This is a genomic window from Phocaeicola vulgatus ATCC 8482 (assembly GCF_000012825.1).
Classification (GTDB): Bacteria; Bacteroidota; Bacteroidia; order Bacteroidales; family Bacteroidaceae; genus Phocaeicola; species Phocaeicola vulgatus.
Genome location: NC_009614.1, coordinates 2396914 through 2418340, shown reverse-complemented (window position 1 = coordinate 2418340; position 21427 = coordinate 2396914). Strand labels below are relative to the sequence as shown.

General features: G+C 37.0%; 9 protein-coding genes. All 9 read right to left on the bottom strand.

All coding sequences use genetic code 11. From position 1 onward, the window contains the following. Window positions 1–11 precede the first annotated feature (11 nt). Entirely contained in the window at window positions 12–1598 is a 1587-nt protein-coding gene (locus BVU_RS09400; RefSeq protein WP_005839819.1) for a RagB/SusD family nutrient uptake outer membrane protein, read from the bottom strand. Window positions 1599–1621: 23 nt separating this feature from the next. After that, a complete protein-coding gene (locus tag BVU_RS09395) occupies window positions 1622–4639 on the bottom strand; it encodes a SusC/RagA family TonB-linked outer membrane protein (RefSeq protein ID WP_011965365.1) in 3018 nt (1005 codons plus the stop codon). 182 nt (window positions 4640–4821) lie between these two features. Beyond that, the gene (locus BVU_RS09390; RefSeq protein WP_005839145.1) at window positions 4822–6318 is read right to left on the bottom strand and encodes a RagB/SusD family nutrient uptake outer membrane protein; all 1497 of its coding nucleotides are present in this window, start codon (window positions 6316–6318) and stop codon (window positions 4822–4824) included. A gap of 12 nt (window positions 6319–6330) precedes the next feature. Then, window positions 6331–9243: a SusC/RagA family TonB-linked outer membrane protein gene (locus tag BVU_RS09385; RefSeq protein WP_080510697.1), complete on the bottom strand. Its 2913-nt coding sequence runs from the start codon at window positions 9241–9243 to the stop codon at window positions 6331–6333. 268 nt (window positions 9244–9511) lie between these two features. Further along, window positions 9512–10990, bottom strand: coding sequence for a RagB/SusD family nutrient uptake outer membrane protein (locus tag BVU_RS09380; RefSeq protein ID WP_005847051.1), 1479 nt, complete (start codon window positions 10988–10990; stop codon window positions 9512–9514). Between the two features lie 18 nt (window positions 10991–11008). Continuing rightward, a complete protein-coding gene (locus BVU_RS09375) occupies window positions 11009–13942 on the bottom strand; it encodes a SusC/RagA family TonB-linked outer membrane protein (RefSeq protein ID WP_080510696.1) in 2934 nt (977 codons plus the stop codon). A 455-nt stretch (window positions 13943–14397) separates the two neighbouring features. Continuing rightward, the gene (locus tag BVU_RS09370) at window positions 14398–16053 is read right to left on the bottom strand and encodes an IS1182 family transposase (protein WP_011965362.1); all 1656 of its coding nucleotides are present in this window, start codon (window positions 16051–16053) and stop codon (window positions 14398–14400) included. Between the two features lie 144 nt (window positions 16054–16197). After that, window positions 16198–17721, bottom strand: a complete 1524-nt coding sequence (locus BVU_RS09365) for a RagB/SusD family nutrient uptake outer membrane protein (protein ID WP_011965361.1) — start codon at window positions 17719–17721, stop codon at window positions 16198–16200. Between the two features lie 18 nt (window positions 17722–17739). Continuing rightward, window positions 17740–20697: a SusC/RagA family TonB-linked outer membrane protein gene (locus BVU_RS09360; protein ID WP_049764195.1), complete on the bottom strand. Its 2958-nt coding sequence runs from the start codon at window positions 20695–20697 to the stop codon at window positions 17740–17742. Window positions 20698–21427: the final 730 nt, after the last annotated feature.

The following is a 21427-nucleotide window of genomic DNA, read 5'->3' as shown; positions in this document are numbered from 1 at the left end:
ACAGTTATTCCCTATAGTTGTGGTTGTGGAGCAGCCGGATTGTTATCAGTGTCACTGATTCCGGAATTGGTTTCCATTTCACATTGCGGAATCCGATAGATCAGGATCTGCGCTTCTGCTGCTGAATTATATTGTACAGACGGGTCATAATTCGTATTCTTACGAACCACCGGCTTTTTCAAGCGTAGGATATCGAACAGTGAGAAACCTTCTCCCCAAAGTTCCATACGACGCTGCAACCAAACCTCATCCTGAAAATCCTGTGCCGAATTAGCTTTACTTGTAAAGGAAGGATCCCGATATGTCCGTACAAAATTTTCCAATGTACTCTTTCCGCCACTCAGATTACCACCCATGGCTTCTGCCTCAGCCTTTATCAGATACATTTCTTCAACACGCATCAAAGGCCAGTCTGACGCATTGGTTGTGTTACCAAATATACTTTGATAAGCTCCGAACTTTGTATTTACATACGGAGTCAAACCAAAATATTCAACGATGGAAGTACCCTCAATCTGCTCATTATCAATCAATGAAGATTTATTATCCGGAGACAAGAACCATTGTTTACGGATATCTGTTTCGGGTATTAAATCATATAATGCAGAATTCACCTTTCTATATCCATCAGGCACTCCTGAAGTATAACCGTTCCCGGTAAAAGAGCACAAGTGCGAAGGCCAGTTGATAATACCTGTCTGGACAACATCATTATCAGGCGTAATCATCACTCCCCATAACCATGAACTTGCCGATGCTGAATTAAAGGTAGGAGTAGATACCTGGGCTAAAGTCTGAGGTGTACCGCCAGCAATGGCACGTTCTGCATCTTTAGCTGCATCCGCCCATTTTTGCATTAACAGATTAGCACGAGCACGCAATCCGTAAACTACTGCCTCATCAATCTGATCTTTGTTTGAGCCATTATCATACCCGGTCAATAAATCAGCAGCCGTATTCAGGTCACTCATAATCTGGTCATACACCTGCTGTACAGTTGCACGCGGATTATTCTGCATATCTTCATCAGTCATTGTTTCTGTAACAATAGGTACTGCCAGGCTATTTTCATGACCTGCATAAGTAAACTGATAAATTTGAACCAAGTTCAGATAGTCATAAGCACGAGCAGCTAAAGCTTGGCCACGATAAACCTTCAAAGAAGAATCTTCCGTATCTGCCGCTATCAATTTCAATACATTGTTTGCAGCTTTCAAGTGATTATAGAACGTTTTCCAAATCAATTCATCGCTTGAACTATCGTATACTCTGTCACTATAATTCTGAGATGTATTAAACCAGTTATATCCATTAACCAATGCAACCAAATCCTGCCCTCCTGATTCCAATATCATAGATACCGCAGGAATACCATAGTCATTATGATAAGTAGTGGCATCATCTGAAATCGTACCAAAAGTATTTAATTTGGCTGCCATAGCGTTCACTTCAGCAGTTATCAAATTAGGTCTGCCATTGATTATATCTTCTTTCTGTTCTTCAGATATGTAATCTCCTTCAGGAAATTTATCCAAATCGCAAGATGCCATTAATAAAGCGACACTTGCAAATGCTATATATTTATTTGACAATTTCATATTCTTAAAAATGGGTTGCTAAATTAGAAATTTAAAGATATACCTCCGGAAATTGTGCGGATAGGTGAATATACATTGTCAGCAGCCACATAACCTTGACGTGGGTCCAACCCTTTGCGAGCTGTCAGCAAAGCCACATTATCTGCAACAAAGAATACACGGACACCGTCAATCTGCATTTTACGTGTCAGACTCTTCGGCAAAGTATAACCCAATGTAATATTCTGCAAGCTTAAATAATCCGAACTAGTCAAGAAACGATCTGTTAATCTGTTCGTATATTGGTCATTAATATTCATACGAGGAACATCCGTATTTTTATTTTCAGGAGTCCATGCTTTTAACATATCTTTATGCAAAGCACTACCCGTGGCTGCCACATCCATTAATCCTTGATAAGTATAGTCCAGAATACGTCCACCAAGCTGATATGCAAACGAAACAGAGAGATCAAAGCCATAGGCTGTGACACTTGTTCCAAAACCACCATAAACTTTAGGTAAAATGTCACCTGATGCGAATCTGTTTTCAGAAGCGACAGAATAAGATTTCGTAACTGTATTACCATTCTCATCCGGAGTCACCAGCGCCCACAGACTCTCTCCTGTTTCAGAATCCACACCTACATATTTAGGTAAATAAAGCTGGTACATAGACTCATCTTCACGATAAATCCGAGCACCGTCAATCAATTGTCCATTCAGTTCTGGAGATAATTCCAAGACTTTATTCTTAAAATGTGTAAGATTAAAGTTTACATTCCAGGAAAAATTCTTGTTTTCAATTATATTGGAATACAAGTCCAATTCAACCCCACGGTTTACCATTGAACCCACATTCTCAGGAAAACGGGAATAACCCATTGAAGCTGCTACCGGTTTGAAATAAAGCATATCGGTTGTTTTACGTGAGAAGTACTCAACAGAACCACCTAACTTACCACCCCAAAAAGCGAAATCAAATCCAGTATTAAAGCTGTGTGAAGTTTCCCAAGTAATTTCCTTATTACCTTTATAATATAGAGAAGTTGAAAAATCGCCATTACTGTTTGCCAATGTATACTGGTCTTGATACGGATAGTAGTTACGGTACAAACCACCTTGGAACATCAAGTTATCATTACCTTGCAAACCATAGCTGATTTTAAATTTCAACATATCAATCCAAGACTGGTTTTCCAAGAATTTCTCTTTGCTTAATAACCATCCAGCTCCTACAGACCAGAAGTTACCCCAACGATTATCCGGGTGAAAACAAGAAGAAGCATCACGACGGAAAGAAGCTGAAACAAAATACCGTCCATCATAGTCATATTGTGCACGGAACAGCCATCCTTCTGTTGCATAATTACGAGAATATGAATTATTGCTCTGGTTCATAATACCATTGCCTAATTCAGGAACATTCGGATCATACAATTTCTCACGTTGTCCGTACAAATATTGATATTTATAGTCATAACTTTCATGTCCGGCCAAAATATCCACATTATGAACATCATTAAATGTTTTGTTGTATGTCAATAAATACTGCTGATTTACACTAAATGTACGCTCACTAGATACACTGATCAAACCTCCGACTCCACTAGTTTCAGAATACTGTCCGTAGAAGGGGTTAACCATCTCTGTAGCACGCACATTATTTACATCAACACCTATATTCACTTTTGCCTTGATTCCATTCCAAATATCAATATCAGCAGACCATTTTCCACTAACCACATCACCCGAATATTTCATTTTATCCAGCATATAACTTGCCAACGGATTTGCATTAGGAATCGTATTACGGCTACCATTTGAATCTTGTCCTGGCTTTCCATAATCATAACGAAGGAAACCTCGATTATCTACCATAATATTACCCTGTGCATCACGAACATACATAGGATAAATGGCTCCCATAATATTTGATGCATAAAAGATGTTTGCATTTGATGTACCACCCTCAGTATCCTGTTCACGGCTATCATAATGAGTAAATGATACATTTCCTTCCATCTTCAACCAAGGCTTCACTTGATAGTCAGCTTTCAAACGTGCAGAATAACGTTGGAAACCAGAGTTAGGAACAATTCCCTTATCATCCAAATAGCCGGCCGACATATAATAATTCATTTTTTCAGTCGCACCGCTGATACTTAAATTATACTCTTGACGCAGGTTATTTTCAAAAATTTCATCCGACCAATTATCCGGAGTATAATAATATGTACCATCAGAATAACCTAATGTCGCATTAGGATTCAATTTGCCATCCATACCGATCAGTTGCTGTCCTTGAGGAATGGAATACACCTGATATCCCAAATATGTAGAAGAAAGCATCGCTTGATTAGCGTACGCATTAGCTTTAGCCAAATCTCCGGCTGCCGCATATCCTTTCAAATCGGCATTATAAATAGAAGAATAGTTTAATTCATAGAATGTAGCCGGATCCGTAATTGTTTCATAATTAGGTACTCCACGTTTATTTACACCCCATTTAGCGTCAAAAGTGACACGGGCTTCCCCACTCTTACCACGCTTGGTAGTAATCAAGATTACACCATTGGCACCACGTGCACCATACAGAGCGTTAGAAGCAGCATCTTTCAACACTGTCATTGATTCTATATCAGAAGTACTGATAGCAGAAATTTCACCATCATACGGAACTCCATCTACCACATACAAAGGCTTGTTACTAGCCGATATAGATCCAATACCACGAATACGCACTTCAGCATCTTTGCCCGGCTGACCATTATTACTCGTAGTTTGTACTCCGGCTACTTGACCCGCCAAAGCATTTGTCACATTTGAAGTTTGTCTCGTCGCTATTTTTTCATTTTTTATAGTAGCAGCCGAACCTGTAAATGCAGATTTTTTCGCTGTACCATAAGCCACCACCATTACCTCTTCAAGCTGTTCTGTATCAGACTTTAATACAATATTCAAGTTTGCTTTAACTGGCACTTCTTGTGTAGCCATTCCGATAAAGGAAACTACCAAAGTCTTTGCGGAACTAAAATATACAAAAAAACATCTAGTAATCAAATATTTAGCATTCTGCTCTCTTGTAGATATACAATATTACATCTATTATAACAAACTATAAATCAACTATATATTATAACATAAAAAAATAATTTGATTTTATGTCTACTTTTATTCTACCTTAAACATAAAAAAGATGCCTAGTAATCTAAGCATCTTTTTTATTATAGACCTATTATTAGCTATTCGTTTTTATCAGTAATCTCACTATTGGCATTTAACTCCTTATCGGGGATTTGATAAATGAATAATTTACTACCTGCAGGGACTTCCTTTGGAGCAATCGCACTATGATTAATTGCATGTGTTCTATCCAAACTTTCATTACGACGTTTCATGTCAAATAAACGACGACCTTCACCCCACATTTCAATACGCTTTTGAAGTTCAATTTCTTGTAAAAGTGCATCACTTGTTGCGGATGTTTCATATTTTGGATTACGAGTTTTCATAATCGTAGTCAGCATTGTTTTGGCTTCATTTTCTTTCCCTGCCCTATATAATGCTTCTGCAGCTACAAAATACATTTCACCAGTACGCAAATAAATATAGTCAGAGCAAAAAGTATCACCTGTAGGAGTAAAACCAGGCGCGGTAGAACCTATATCAATAAATTTGCGCTGCACATATTGTCTTACTTTATAATGAGTATTTGTTTCTCCCAAATCAACTCCAAACCATTTTTTACGAATGTCATCATCTGAAATTTTTTCATACAAATCACTGGAAATCATTTTGTAATTTCCTAAATTACCACCGTATCCCGGGCCGTAAGGATCAACTTGACTCATGAATGAAGCGTAGAATGTATTTGTTTCACCATTAATATCAGCCCCCCATAACACTTCGCTCAAAGAAAGGTCATTAAAGCCGGAAAGTAATTCTTTTTCACTCATCAGTGAGCCACCTTCAATAGCCAATTTTGCGTATTTAGCAACTTCATTCCATTGATCGGGATAATCATTAACAAATGAAAGAATGTTTGCATAAATAGCAGCTGCTGCATATTCATTTAATTCATCTTTCTTGGCTATTCCTTTTCCTTTCAAATAATTATATCCTTTATCTATATCACTTAATATCTGTTCATAGACCTCACTTACAGGAACACGATTCAATTTGGTTTCAGATTCAGTATAAATAGGAATACCTAATTTATCTTTATTCCATTCATAAGGTTGCTGGTACATGTTTATTAACCAAAAATAGCAGTAAGCACGTATGGTATAACTTTGTCCCAACATCTTCTCAACACTCTCATCACCGCTATCTGCCTGTTCTTTCAGACCGCTGATTACTTCATTTGCACCACTGATTACAGCATATAATTCTTGCCAATAAGTGGTCGTACGACGATAACTTGAAGCACGGTTGTCAAGCAGATAATCATATACGAAGAAGTGTGAGGTCATATATGCCATATCATCTCCCATCAAATCTGTAGCCAATTCAAATGCCTTTAATCCGAAATCATCATGACTTTGCTGTGCTTCCGGAGAAAACATATTTTTGTAATATCCTGTAATATATGCTTGAATAGCTGTAGGATCTTTATCAAGCAAATCTTTAATTTGGTCTTCTGATGCATTTTCTGAAGGTTCCTTGTCCAAAAAGTCATCGCTACAAGATCCCATCATAAACGCTGCAGCCAATATTGCTAAATATTTTGTATATTTCATAATTCTATTCTTTTAAAAGTTCAAATTAATGCCGAATGATAAAGTACGAATCGCAGAATAATTAGCAGCCGAATATCCATAAGCATATTGGCGTGGGTCCATACCTTTACGTTTAGAGAATAAAGCTACATTATCGGCAGATACGTAAATACGTGCACTGCTTGCTGATATTGCTTTCATCCATTCTTTCGGAAAAGTATATCCTAATGAAATGTTACGGATGTTAAAGAATGATGCATTTATCAAGAAACGTGAAGATTGGCTATTACTATTTTGTGCACCATCCATTATAGGCACATTTGTATTTTTATTTTCCGGAGTCCAAGCATTCAAGATATCCTTGTGCCAGTTACTGCCAATATTGCTTCCCGCATGCATGAAAGAAGAATACATGCTGTCATATATCTTTCCACCAATTTGAAAGTTTGTAGCTATAGAAAGATCGATTCCTTTGTATGCAAAATCAGTTGAAAAACCTCCTTGGAAATCGGGCAAAGTAGAACCTAATTCATATTTGCTTGCCTGAGTATAGTCTTCGGTTACGGTCCTTCCAGTCACTTTGCCATTAGCATCTTTCTCATCCATATACCATTGTGCTGCTCCTGTTTCTGGATTAACACCTGCGTATTCATAGGTATAAAGATCATAAATAGACCCTCCTTCCATTAAGCGGAACAAAGAAGCAGTACCATGAATAATTCCATTCTCTCTTTTGTCTTCTGGAAGATTCAAAATCTTGTTGCTATAATGTGTACCGTTAAAAGATAAATTCCATATAAAATCTTTTGTTTGAATTGGGGTGGCAGAAATAGTAAATTCAATCCCCTTATTCTGCATATCCAACAGGTTCATTGGAACGTAAGAAATTCCAGAAGAAATAGGATAAGGCATATTGTACAACATATCCGAAGTCTTCTTCAAGAAATATTCAGTTTCTAGTTTCAAACGGTTATTAAGAAAAGCAGCTTCCAAACCGATATTTAAATTTTTGCTTTTTTCCCAAGTCAAATCTTTATTTCCACGATAAGTTTCGACTACAGAGAAATCTCCGTTATTATTGGTTACAGAATATTGCTTCAGATATGGTTGATAGACTACATAACCATTTATATCAAGAATTCCATCATTACCTTGTGTTCCATAACTTGCTTTTAGTTTAAGATTAGACAACCATTCCACATCTTTCAAAAACTCTTCCTGTGTTAATCTCCAAGAACCTCCGACAGACCAAAAAGTACCACGGCGGTGATCAGGATGGAATTTGGAAGATTCATCTGAACGAATACTTGCAGATAGATAATATTTGTTATCAAAATCATAGTTTACACGACCAAAGAAACTTTCCATACTATGTTCTTGTGTATATGAATTCATATCACTCATAGTTATGGCATTGTTGAACTCAGGATTTCCAATAGTATAAAAATTGTATTTATGAGCATACTGATATTTCAGTGTATATGAATAAGATTCGTGACCAGCCATTATGTCAATATTATGATGACCAAATGCTTTACTATAGGTTAAAAGTTGATTTGCTGTAAACGATTCAATACGTTGATTATATTTATAAGTACGACCATTCACATTAGCAGCATCCCCATATAACTGATTCATGTGATCTGTACGGATTTGATTCATTAAATCATAACCAATGTTAGCAGTCGCTTTTAAACCATCAATAATATTAATGTTAATAGTACCACGGCCATTAAAATTGTCATTCAAAGTCTGATGCACATCCAACCCAGAATTAGCTGCAACATTTTGATTACTGAAACCGCCCATACGTGTACTGTATGTACCATCACCAAAATCATAAACAGTGTTGCCTTCTTCGTCATATATGCGATTTCCGTTTTCGTCATACGCATATACAGGATAAATAGGAGCGATTTGCTGAGTGAACATAAAAGCATTAGAGTAATTAGACAAACTAGCATTTTGTGACTGGCCTGCATTTTTTTCCGCTCTTGCGTAAGCCAAATTACCATTGATATCAATAAACTTATTTACAGTATGATTAATATTGGCACGTGCTGAAATACGTTCAAAGTCAGTATGTCTTAAGATTCCTTCATCTTTCAAATATCCCAATGATAAAAAATGAGTTGTCTTAGCGTTACCACCTTGCAGACTCAAATTATATTCCTGACGCATACCATTATGTAATGCGGCATCAGCCCAATCGTCATTATGGCGTAGAGCCGCAGAACTAACTACGCCATCTGCTGAAACCATGGCATTATTAGCTACGCCGATGAATGGATTGTATCCAATGCTACCTATTAATTCTTCGGAAGCTTCTGCACCTGTAGATTGATTTTTTAAAGTATTCCAGGCTGTTAGTACGTATTCTCTTTGATCTTTCATGATATCATATTCTGGAACACCACGAGTATTTACTCCCCAGCGTGCATCAAGAGTAACTTTGGATTTATCTACCATACCTTTTTTAGTAGTAATCATCACAACACCATTTGCTGCACGTGAGCCATAAAGGGCTGCAGATGCAGCATCTTTTAATATAGACATACTTTCAATATCGGCAGGATTTAATGCATTAACCGACTCTTCGTCATAAGGCATACCATCAACTACGTATAAAGGAGCCGATGATGCGCTAAAAGAGCCAATACCACGGATTCTTATTTTAGCATTTTCTCCAGGCTGCCCACTGGTATTGATTACTTGTACACCTGCTGCTGCACCTTCCAAGGCTTTAGATACTGAAGAAACCTGCATTTTTGCTATTTTTTCTCCACTAACAGCAGTCGCTGATCCTGTAAAAGATGACTTTTTCGCAGTACCATAAGCAACAACCACTACATCGTCAAGCATCTCTGTATCAGATTTTAAAATGATGCTAACATTCTGTTTGATAGAAACCTCTTGACTAGCCATCCCGATAAAGGAAACTACCAAAGTCTTTGCGGAACTAATTATTTATGTAAATAACTGACAATCAACACAAAAGTATTTCTTCGCTTTACCTGCTTTTCTGCTATATAAATTGTTTGAGAAGTATAAAAGAAATAATTTTCTACCTTTATTCTACTGAAATAAAGTGTTTACTTCATTTTTGTTTTAAATATATTTTGACTATATATTATAAAAGAACTGATATTCTCAATTTAAATGAAAATATCAGTTCTTTCCTTAGTACCGAATAACAATATTTGCTGTATATTAGTTATTTATATGCAGGATTCTGGTCTGCTATTGTTAACGCACCGTTCGCATCAATTTCATTTTGAGGTATGGGCATTTCTAATTTGTCTGAACCGGCAGGAATCAATCCGACTCTGCTCCAATCCAATGTTAAATTTGAACGGTCCATTGGTAAATCTCTGCGCTTAAGATCAAATAAACGGTGACCTTCAGCAAAAAGTTCACGACGACGTTCATTCTGTATCTCTGTTTTTAAAACATCACCTGTGCCTGAATATGCACTTATACCGCGTGCTTCCCTCACTTTATTCAAAGCAGCTAAGGCTTCATCTTCATGATTATTATCAGCGGCTAGTTCAGCTATAATTAAATACATTTCAGAACCACGCATCATATTATAATCACCTTCAGCAAAAGCTACTGTACCAGATCCTTTTGTTCCATCGCTATCGTCATTCTTCCGGCTGTTAATTTTGCATGTGACATAGCTGCCATTGCGTTTGTAATATTTGCCATCTATCTTTACAAATAAAGTTTTACGGATATCTGTATCATCAAAAATATCAATCAACTCTTTTGCAACACCTAGAGAACTGTACCCGTCTTTTACATAAGTAGAATCTTGGTCACAATAGTACCAAAATGCTGGCAACGATAAGAATGATTGCTTGTCAGTAGAGGTACATGTAAAATACCATATTGTTTCAGTGTTATTTTCACAGAACTTGTTTTTATAATCAGCTTTTGACATCAATGTAATTTCTGATAAAGCTTTGTTTGCATGTGACGTTCCATTAGTGTAATCGCCTAAGTCTAAATAAATTCTAGCAGCAATTCCATGAGCTGCCTGTTCTGTTATGTAACATTTTGAAGAAGAGGATGTACCTGTCAATAAAGTACAAGCCTTTTCAATATCATTCACCATTTGAACATAGCAATCTTTTACCGTAGAGCGAGGTATGTCTGTAGTTGAAGATGTTAAACGAAGAATAACTCCTGGATTATCAGGATATTTATTAACAGGTTTTGCATACATTCTAATCAAATAGTGATATGCATAGGTACGCAATGCCAAAGACTCTCCTTCAATACGATTACGTTCACTACTTTCCGGTAATGTTTCTAAATTATCTAAAATAGCATTACAGTTATCAATTAAGCTATAGCAACCAATCCAAGGATCCACAGAATAAGTACTGCTTGGAGTAATAGAGTATTGATAAGGTGAAACAAAACGATTATAGTTACCTGTACTGTTTACCATTGCATCATCAGCCATCACATCAGGCATAAAGAAAATATATTGATTGGTATAATGAGCGTAATGGCCATTAGTAAACCAGTCATAAGCACCAATTAACACCTGCTGTGCTCCTTCAGTACTAGTGAAAACACTTGCATCTGAATACTGGTCAGAAGGAGTTACATCCAAAAAATCATTGCAGCCGCTTAATGAAGCAGTCAACAGTATAGAAGCAAAAATATAGGATATTTTTTTCATATATATCTGGTTTATAAGTTAGAAAGTTAGATTAATTCCCGCAGTAAATGTTCTCGCCAATGGAACTGTACCGCCTCCATCAAGCAAACCATCAACACCACCTAATTCTACATCATAACTTTTGAATTTTTTATCCAAATTCCAAGTTATCAAGTTGTCTGCACTGACATAGATACGTACATTCTGTAATAGATTTTTTTTGATCAGTGATTTGGGTAGTGAATAACCTAAACTGATATTCTTTAACTTAATGAAATCTGCATTATGTAGATAACGACTTGATCTTCCATTAGAAGTATTGGAATTATTTGGAATAAATTTTGGATTGGAAGCATTTGTGTTTTCCGGTGTCCAACTATCTGCTTGTTCTGTTATCAACTGATATCCAGTCTTATTTCCATCATTTAATAAATTTTCCTCATATACATCATATATCTTACCTCCAAATCCGTAAGTAAACATGAATGAGAAATCTACACCTTTCCATGAAACAGTATTAGTCAAACCTCCGGTTGCTGAAGGAAGTGCAGACCCTAATTTATATTTTGTAGCTTTAGAGTATGTATTGGTTGTGGTACGTTCTCCTGTAGGGTTGCCTTTATCATCAGTTACATCCATATACCACAGTGGGTCTCCATTAACGGGGTCTACACCAGCCCATTCTTGCATATAGAATTCATAGATACTATAGCCTACAGTCCGAATTTTGGTGCCAACCACTTCTTCTTTTTGAGGATAAGATGTTATTTTATTATTGTTAAAAGCAATATTAAAGTCCGTTGTCCAAGTGAAATCTTTCGTATTGATATTTGTTGAATGCAAATCAATTTCTATACCTTGATTACGCATACCACCTAGGTTTGATATAGCATTTTCAAATCCGGTTGAGGGCGCCAATGGTTTTTCAAGTAATAAGGCATCTGAAGTTTTATTGTAATATTCAATACTACCATTCAAACATCCAAATATTCCAAAATCAATACCTACATTAAAATTTTTAGACTTTTCCCATGATAATTCATCATTAGGAATTTGCAAGTGTGTAATGCCATTTTGACCATTGTAATTGTTTCCTGTATCATATAAGCCTTGGAAGCCATACAAATAATCAGATTGTTTGTTACCTGAAGTTCCATAACTGGCACGTAATTTTAAATCATCAACCCATTCAATACCTTTAAAAAAATTCTCTTCACTGATACGCCAGTTGCCACCGATAGACCAGAACGTTCCCCAACGATGTCCAGGTGCAAACCGTGAGGAGCCATCGGTACGAATACTGAATGAAAGAAAGTATTTGTTTAAATAATCATAGTTTATGCGCCCGAAAAATGATTGCATACGCTCGTGATCTTTCTTTGATTTAGTTTCATAAGGAGTAGAGGCCATACTTAATTCAATCATTTCACTATTAGAAAAGCCTGTAGCATGGGCATGAAGCATGGAATAAGTGTTCTTATATGCTTCATAACCGGCCAGCAAACCAATATGATGATCATTAAACAAAGAAAAAGCATAATTCAACGTACTGGTAAATGTGGATGTGATGTCACTAATAGCATATTTGCTTAATCGTCCATCTACTGCCGCACCATTACCATGTTCTGGATTATACCAACGCATTTCATCCATATTGGTATAGTCATAAGAGAAACTGTTACGCCAATGTACACCGAAAATATTCAAATCAATAAATGGACTAATTAATGCCCGATGCGTTTTAGTATTGTAGATATCCATTTTCGAAAAAGCCAGTGTGTTCATGTCATTGAACACAGGGTTCACATAGTTATAAACAGGATTGCCTTTTTCATCATAGATTTTATTAAAATCATTATCCAATTTATAGAGCGAGATAGCATTAGGGACAAAAAAAGCATTGGTTAAAGGTGATGAACCACCTCCACCGCCCGGAGGGGTGTTTTGCTCATTGACTGACATTGTGGATGTTACACCGATTTCTGCCCAAGGCTTAATTTTACTGCTGACATTAATGCGGGCAGAATAACGTGATAAATCCGAACCAACGGCCAAACCATCTTGGTCCATATATCCCAAAGATATAAAATATTTAGATTTGTCACTACCACCACTGATGCTTAAATCATATTGCTGGGTAGTTGCTGTCTTAAACAGTTCGTCTAAATAGTCTGTATTTATCATAGCTTTTGCACCACTTGCCAAAATACCCTCTCCAGTAAAAGGATTAGCCATATTAAAAGGATTGGCTTTATACATATCTTGTACAGATGCATTAGCTGCAATACTAGCTGCTTCGGAAGTCATTCCGTCGCTTATGTTTTGAGTATAGAATCCTTTGTAACAAGTCTTATAATGTTCTGTAGAACTCATTAAATCATAGCCATTGGAAGGTAAATGTGAAGAACTTACTTGAGCTTTAAATTCGATCTTTGCTTGTCCGGAAGCACCTTGCTTTGTAGTTATCATGACAACCCCGTTAGCAGCACGCGAACCATATAATGAAGCGGCAGACGCATCTTTCAGAACCGATATGGATTCTATGTCATTAGGATTCAAATTGGATAATGGATTTACAGAAGTTCCATAACTATCTTCATCTGCGACTTTTGATATATTCTTTGATGAAACAGGAACGCCATCAATAACATACAAAGGCTGGCTGGATGCGGACATAGACCCAATACCGCGGATACGTACTTGGCTTACTGAACCAGGTTGACCTGATTGACTTTCTACTTGTACGCCTGCGGATAATCCTTGTAACGCTTTCTCAAAAGAAGCAGTTGGGACTTTCTCTAAAGCATCCGATTTCACAGTAGCTACCGAACCTGTTAATGAATTTTTCTTAGCAGCACCATACGCAACCACCACAACTTCATCAAGAGTTTCAGTATCGGGTTTCAAACTAATATGTAAATTAGACTTGACATCCAATTCTTGACTCTTCATTCCGATAAAGGAAACTACCAAAGTCTTTGCGGAACTAATTATTTATGTAAAGAACTGACAATCAACACAAAAGTATTTCTTCGCTTTGCCTGCTTTTCTACTATATAAATTGTTTGAGAAGTATAAAAAAAATAATTTTCTACCTTTATTCTACTGAAATAAGTAAACCAATTTATATAAATTCGCTAAATTTGCCATTGTTCTATTTATTTATGAAATGAAATTCCATTTTATTTTAATCAAATAAACATTACAATAGTCATATCACAATATTTATTACTGGAATAAAACGAATGCTTGAAACAAAAACTAATTGTAAGAAAAGCTTTTTATTATCATGAAAAAGACACTATCAAAGGTATTTCTTTAAACTTTATAGTGAAATATAATTGTAGCTATAATTATAAAGGAGGTGTGTCGTAATGCACGATGCACCTCTTTTTTTGTTCATCACTATACAAATCTGTTCACTTTCTTTAAGCTGCGATCTTTTGAAGATTTCTTTGATTTATGTGTTCCCAGCATCTAAAAACAGCAGTTGTAAGCTCATAAAACAGTCTAATCAGCCAGTTCATACCCTTTTTTGTCAGTTTTGCACACATCTTTTTTATATTGAAGGCAATGGCTAGGAAGGCAAAGTCCATGAAGACCTTGTCCTTTCCAAAATGTCGGAAACGTTTGTAGTTCATATTGTTTTTAATTTGTCCGAACACGGCTTCCGGTTCTATGCATCTCTGCCCTCTGTGTTTCAGTCCTTTCTCAGAGCAGAGCAGTTCTTTGGCTCTCCGCTTGTATTGTCTAAGCCTATGATTCAGTTCTATCGTCCTGTTTCCTTTTGCTTTAAAACAGCGGCATCGCAGGGGACATCCTTCACACCTGACAGCTCTGTACCGTGCATTTTCGTTGACATATCCGGATGCGGTTTTCACATTCCTGGTGCCTATCCTCCGCATCCTTTGCCCCGTAGGGCAGATGCAGAAGTCATGTTCTTCATTGTAGTAGAAGTTTTCGGCCTTGAACGGGTCCGGTTTGAATCTCGGCCGCTGCTCCATGTGGAAATAGTTGTACTTTACGTAGGCTTCCATGCCGTTTTCGGACATGAAGCGGTAATTCTCTTCGGAGCCATAGCCGGAATCAGCAACCACCGTATGGGCCATCCGGTCATACCTGTTTGAAAAAGATTGCAGGAAAGGAATCAGGGTCAGTGTATCCGTAGGGTTCGGGAAGAGTGCAAAATCGGTGATGAACTGATTTTCGGTGCCGATTTGAAGGTTGTAACCGGGCTTCGTCTGTCCGTTGCGCATGGCATCCTCCTTCATTCTCATGAAAGTAGCGTCATTGTCCGTTTTGGAATAGGAATTCCTGTCCTGCAGCGTGTCCAGACGGTTGTCGTATTCCTGTAGCTTGTCCCTGTGCTCTTCCAACTCCTTCAGCTGTTTGCGTTTCTTTTTCAACGCAGTCTTTTCCTCTTTCGTGGAGGGTTCAGGAACCTGTTCGAGTGCTTGACGCAATTCTCCTGCCATTTCAGTCAGCATGGCCGGAGTGAACTCAATCTCCTCATTGCTTTCCGATGAGTTCTCCTGGGCGATGACATTGTCTATCTGCCCTAGCAGGATATGTATCTTCTTCATCAGGCGTTCACGGTTCCGCTCAACCGTTTTCCGCCAGACGAAAGTATACTTATTGGCTTTGGACTCAATCTTTGTCCCGTCAATGTATTCCACATTCAAGCTGATGAAGCCTTTGGAAGAGAGAAGGAGTACGGTTTGGGTAAACACCTCGTTGATTTCATTCTTCACCCGGTTGCGGAAACGGTTGATGGTAATGAAATCCGGTTTCTCATATCCGGCCAGCCAGATATAATGGATGTCACGGTGAAGGAGCTTTTCAATTTTCCGGCAGGAGTAGATGTTGTTCATATAGGCATACAGAATGACCTTGAGCATCATCCTGGGGTGGTAAGGGCTGCGCCCGCATTCCTTATACAGCTTTCTGAAACTTTCAAGATTCAAGCCCTCAACCAGGGCGTCAACCATGCGCACCGGATCGTTTTCTGCAATATCCTCATCAATTCTTTGAGGAAAAAGAACGGTTTGGTTGGGATTGTAAGAACGAAAATGTATCTTTGTCATAGTGAAATTCTTATTACCTAAAGATACAAAATCTTTAGGTAATAACAAAGCCCCAGCTTGTGAAAGTCGGGGCTTTGTGCGTAAAAAACAGAAGGTGTGCATTTTGACACACCTTCTTTTATAGAAAAGTTAATATGAGAATTATTAAATATTAGGCATTGGATTATTATCCTCTTCGCCAATACCATTATTATCTTGAATTTCTTTTCTTGGAATCAAAATTCTAAAGATATCATCTTCAGCCGGAAAATCGTATTGTGCATCCAAATTGTGATTGGTTCCTTCATATTTACGAATAATAGGCTTCTTTAAGCGTTTCAAATCGAACCATGCAATGCCTTCACCCCAAAATTCGATACGACGCTGTAACCAACAGGCATCTTGTATTCCTTTTGCATCTGTTGCATCACATACATAATCCGGTTGACGGGTTTTCACAAATTCTTCTAATAATGATTTACCACCGGCAATATTACCTCCCATAGCCAAAGCTTCTGCTTCAATCAACCACATCTCTTCAGCACGCATATAACACAGATCGTTGCAATTATTACCTTCCAAATCATACCACATATACTTCAAATTAGCATATTTAGGTAAAGCTACACTTCCCATCGGCCCTCCTTCATAAGTAAAGTCCTTATCCGCAAACCATCCTTTACGAATATCATTGTCAGCTATTTTACTGTATAATTCAGAACTAATATTCTTGAACATTCCTCCAGCCGTGACATAACCATAAGCGGTAGAACTGATGTGGGAGATAAAGTTAACAATACCTGTCTGAACAATCTCCGCATCCGTTGTAATATGTGAGGTAAACATCCAAGTATGATGTTTGTTCATATCGATATAACCCTCATCTATCAATTCAGCCTTATCGGCAGGTGCTCCATAAGAAGCACGAGCCTCTTTAGCATATTTGGCAGCATTAGTCCAATCTTCTTTTAACAGATACATACGTGCCAATAAACCAGAAATCACAGTTTGGTCGATATAAGTGCTGTTCAAACGTTGGTATGAAGATAAATCACTGTGTGCCTGCACTAAATCTTTTTCAATCAAATCATAAACCTCCTTTACACTTGCACGAGGATTATTGCTCAATACATCTGGCTCGGTAGTTTCTAGGACAATAGGTACCGCAGGAGCATTTTCATGACCTGCATAAGTATGCTGATACATCTGTACCAAAGTCAAATAAGCAAAAGCACGCATACCTAAAGCCTGTCCACGATCTTCTTTTTTAGAATCATCTGTAGTTGTTTTCAATACGTCATTAGCCGATTTTATTAATTTATACAAATAGTTCCAAAAATAGAACGTAGAAATATATTGGTATGCTCTAGAATTCTGATTAAATTGATAATCAGTATAATACCATCCATATTTAGAACTATACTGAATCATGTCCTGCCCCCACAAATCCGAACATAACAAAATATGATGATAACCATAATCGTAATGTTGAGCTTCATCACCATATCCCATTGTATCAAATTTATACAAATAGGCATACATACCGTTCAAACCTGCCACCGGATCAACTTCATCCATCTGATCACTAGTAATGATATCACCAGATTCAGCCTCAAAAAAACTATCAGAACAACTGCTAAACAATCCTACCATGGCTGCAAAAGCCGTATATTTTAAAATTTTTTTCATGCTTTCTTGTTTTATCAATTAAAATTTCATTGTTATACCACCAGAAATACTACGCAATGCCGAATAATTATAATTTGATTCGCCATTCCAATTTGTACGAGGGTCATAACCTTTACGAGCAGAAAGTAGTGCTACATTGTCTGCCACAAAATATACTCTTAAGCTCTCGCAACCCAATTTTGCAATCCAATTCTTCGGCAATGTATAACCTACAGAAATATTTTGCAAACTTAAATACGAAGTTGAAGTCAAGAAACGGGTAGAAGTAGAATTGTTATTACTTTCTTTTGCATTTAATTTTGGCACATCAGTATATTTATTTTCCGGTGTCCAAGCATTTAAAATATCATTATGATAATTTGTTCCTGCACCCTGAGCGCTATTCATCAAAGTTGCATAGGTATAATCATAGCCTTGTCCTCCTAATTGATAAGTAAGTGCAATACTAAAATCGAATCCATAAGCATTTAATGAAGTACTAATACCACCATACAAATCAGGCAAGGCACAACCTGCTTTATAATCCGTCGCCTCGCTATATGTCTTAGTTGTTTCTTTAGTCGTATTTCCATTCTTATCAGTAACATCTTTATACCACATAGCCTTTCCGTCTTCCGGATCTACACCAGCCCATTCTTTTATATAATAGTCGTAGTACGAACCTCCTTCAACCATTTTGAAAATACCATTCCAAATACCGGACTCTCTTTTTTCTTCCGGTAAAGTCAAAATTTTGTTTTTATAGGTAGTTGCATTAACAGAAATATTCCAATTAATCTTACTTGTGCGAATAATGTCCCCACTTAATTCTACTTCAAATCCGGTATTGCGCATATCACCAATATTATCCGGATAAGAATTAGAACCGGTACTAGCTGCTAAAGGACGGTTAAACAACAAATCTTTTGCATAGCGGGAGAAAAATTCAAAGCCTCCACTCAAACGTCCGTTTAATACGCTAAATTCAATACCTGTATTAAAATTATAGTTAGTTTCCCACTTTAATTTATCATTACCCTTATATGTTTGAGTAATTGCGGGTTGTCCGTTATTGTTGCTCACACTGAATTGATCCATATAAGCATAACGGTTACGCACCCCATTCAACAACAAGTAGTCATTACCTTGCGAACCATAGCTAACTTTAAACTTTAAGTTATCTAACCATTCAACGTCCTTCAAAAAATTTTCCTCTTTCAGTCTCCAACTAGCACCTACAGACCAAAAATTCCCCCAACGATAATCTGGATGAAATACTGAAGAAGCATCACGACGATAACTTCCCGAGAAGTAATATCTATCCTTATAATTATATTCCACACGTCCCAAGAAACCTTCAGTAGTATATTCTGTCACATAAGAACCAGCTTGCGGATTACTCACTGCATGATTCAATGAAGTTGACCCCCACAAAGCAAAGTTATTTTTTGATCCGTATAAATAATCATACTTATTCTGATAAGTTTCATGTCCAAGCAGTACATTTACCGAATGCTCTCCAAAAGTACGTTCCCATGTAAGCAATTCCTGCAAATTAATAGTCATATTGCGAGTGCTATAATGAGTTGCAATACCGTTTTGTGCAGTAAACTGTCCGTATTCACCATTTTGAAATACCATTTGACGAGTATTATCGTTTTCTATTCCGGCACGGAAAGTAAATTTAAAATCTTTCAAAAAGGAAATTTCGGCAAACATGTTTCCGCTGAAATAATCTTTTCCATTTTTACGATCATCCAAACTCTGACTACCTAATGCGTTTGAATTTCCTGATACAGGACGCTGCATACCCGGAGTATCTCCATAATCATACACTATGCGACCATGACTATCATACATAAAATTACCATTTTCATCACGTTTGTAGATAGGATAAATGGGAGCCATGGTACGTGATACGTAGAACATATTGGTGCCAGCAGTTTGGTCTTGTTCTTCTGTAGCTGAAGTGGCTACAGTAGAAGTATTGACATAAGCAAAATTACCACCCATCTTAATATTCTTGTTAAACTGGTGTTCCAAACGCAAACGGGCAGAGTAACGTGTAAAACCGGATTTTACAATATAACCTTCATCATCCAAATAACCAAATGACAAATAATAACTAGTCTTTTCATTAGCCCCGTTCATGTTTACGTTATATTCTTGTCGTAAACCGCTGTGAAACATTTCCTTTTCCCAATTATCCGCATATTTAATTCTAGCATTAGGATTAAATGTTCCATCCGGTAATACCACTTCGTTATTACCTACAGTCGTAACATTGTAACTCAAGCCACTACCACTGTCGGTAATCAAAGCGTTCGAAGCTAATTGTCCGGGATTAGCCTCGCCATTAGCCTCATACATTCCTTTCAACTCTCGCCAATATGTAGTATAATAAGTAGCAGGATCTCTCATTACATCATACTCAGGTACACCACGACTATTAGATCCCCATTTAGCATCAACGGTTATAGTAGCTTTACCTATTTTACCTCTTTTAGTAGTAATCAAGACAACACCATTAGCACCACGTGCACCATATAATGCATTGGCAGCAGCATCTTTTAATACAGTCATAGATTCAACATCTTGACTATTAATCATACTCAAATCTCCATCAAAAGGAGAACCGTCCACAACAATAAGAGGTTCACTGGAAGCGTTAATAGAACCAAGGCCACGTACACGAATACTTGTACCAGAACCAGGGGCACCTGAAGCTGTGGTAATTTGGACTCCCGACACTGCACCCGCTAATGCTTTGGTCACATCAGACGTTTGCATTTTTTCTATTTTGTCATTTTTAACAACAGCAGCAGATCCCGTAAACGAAGACTTTTTGGCAGTACCGTACGCCACAACCATTACTTCCTCAAGCTGTTCTGTATCAGACTTTAATACAATATTCAAATTCGCTTTAATATTCACTTCTTGTGTAGCCATTCCGATAAAGGAAACCACCAAAGTCTTTGCGGAACTAACAAAATATATAAAGTGTTTATAATCAAAAGATTAAAATTTGTCGATTCTATTTATTAACTCTGCGGGAATTACTTTAAACAAAGTTATGATAACCTTTTTTCTACTTTTGTTCTACCTCAGAATTACTTTATACGATAAAAAAGTCTAATTGCGATAAATCTCATTATGATAATTGTATTGTAATAAGATTATAATCTTTTTCTTAAAAAAATGCATGAAATAATGAAAGAGGAGATCCAAATTGGAATTTAGAAATGGGAGAGAGCAAAAAACGTCTGTTACTTTGGACGAAATACTTAGCTATCTAGGAAAAGCAGACAAAATCTGCCTAGTGGCGATTGACTAATTTCAAGTTATTGCTCAAGATCCGATTCGAGAAAGAACGTTAAAGCCATTTTGAGCATCGATATATAACATTGTACAATGCCCATTTTATATATTTAGGTTCACAATGTCATATGACGGGAGAAATTTTTATAAGTCTTCCGGCTTTTTATCAAAGTACTATGATTTTGGATCAACAATCTATCAGACTGAAAGAATATACAAAATTTGTTACACACCATTTCCAGAAAAGCGGGAAGTACATTAATAAAAATGTTATATCTGAAATATATCAACTGTTTGACGGCATAATATGCTATATCCGGTCTATGATCGTTTTTTTGAGTTTTGGCTGGGAAGAACATTAAAAAACTGATGAAAGATTCCGTGTGTAATCAGAATTTGACTTCCCGTC

Excerpts from the sequence above, each read along its gene's own strand:
- BVU_RS09400 (WP_005839819.1), bottom strand. The coding sequence starts at position 1,598 with ATGAAATTGTCAAATAAATATATAGCATTTGCAAGTGTCGCTTTATTA.
- BVU_RS09390 (WP_005839145.1), bottom strand. The coding sequence starts at position 6,318 with ATGAAATATACAAAATATTTAGCAATATTGGCTGCAGCGTTTATGATG.
- BVU_RS09380 (WP_005847051.1), bottom strand. The coding sequence starts at position 10,990 with ATGAAAAAAATATCCTATATTTTTGCTTCTATACTGTTGACTGCTTCA.
- BVU_RS09370 (WP_011965362.1), bottom strand. The coding sequence starts at position 16,053 with ATGACAAAGATACATTTTCGTTCTTACAATCCCAACCAAACCGTTCTT.
- BVU_RS09365 (WP_011965361.1), bottom strand. The coding sequence starts at position 17,721 with ATGAAAAAAATTTTAAAATATACGGCTTTTGCAGCCATGGTAGGATTG.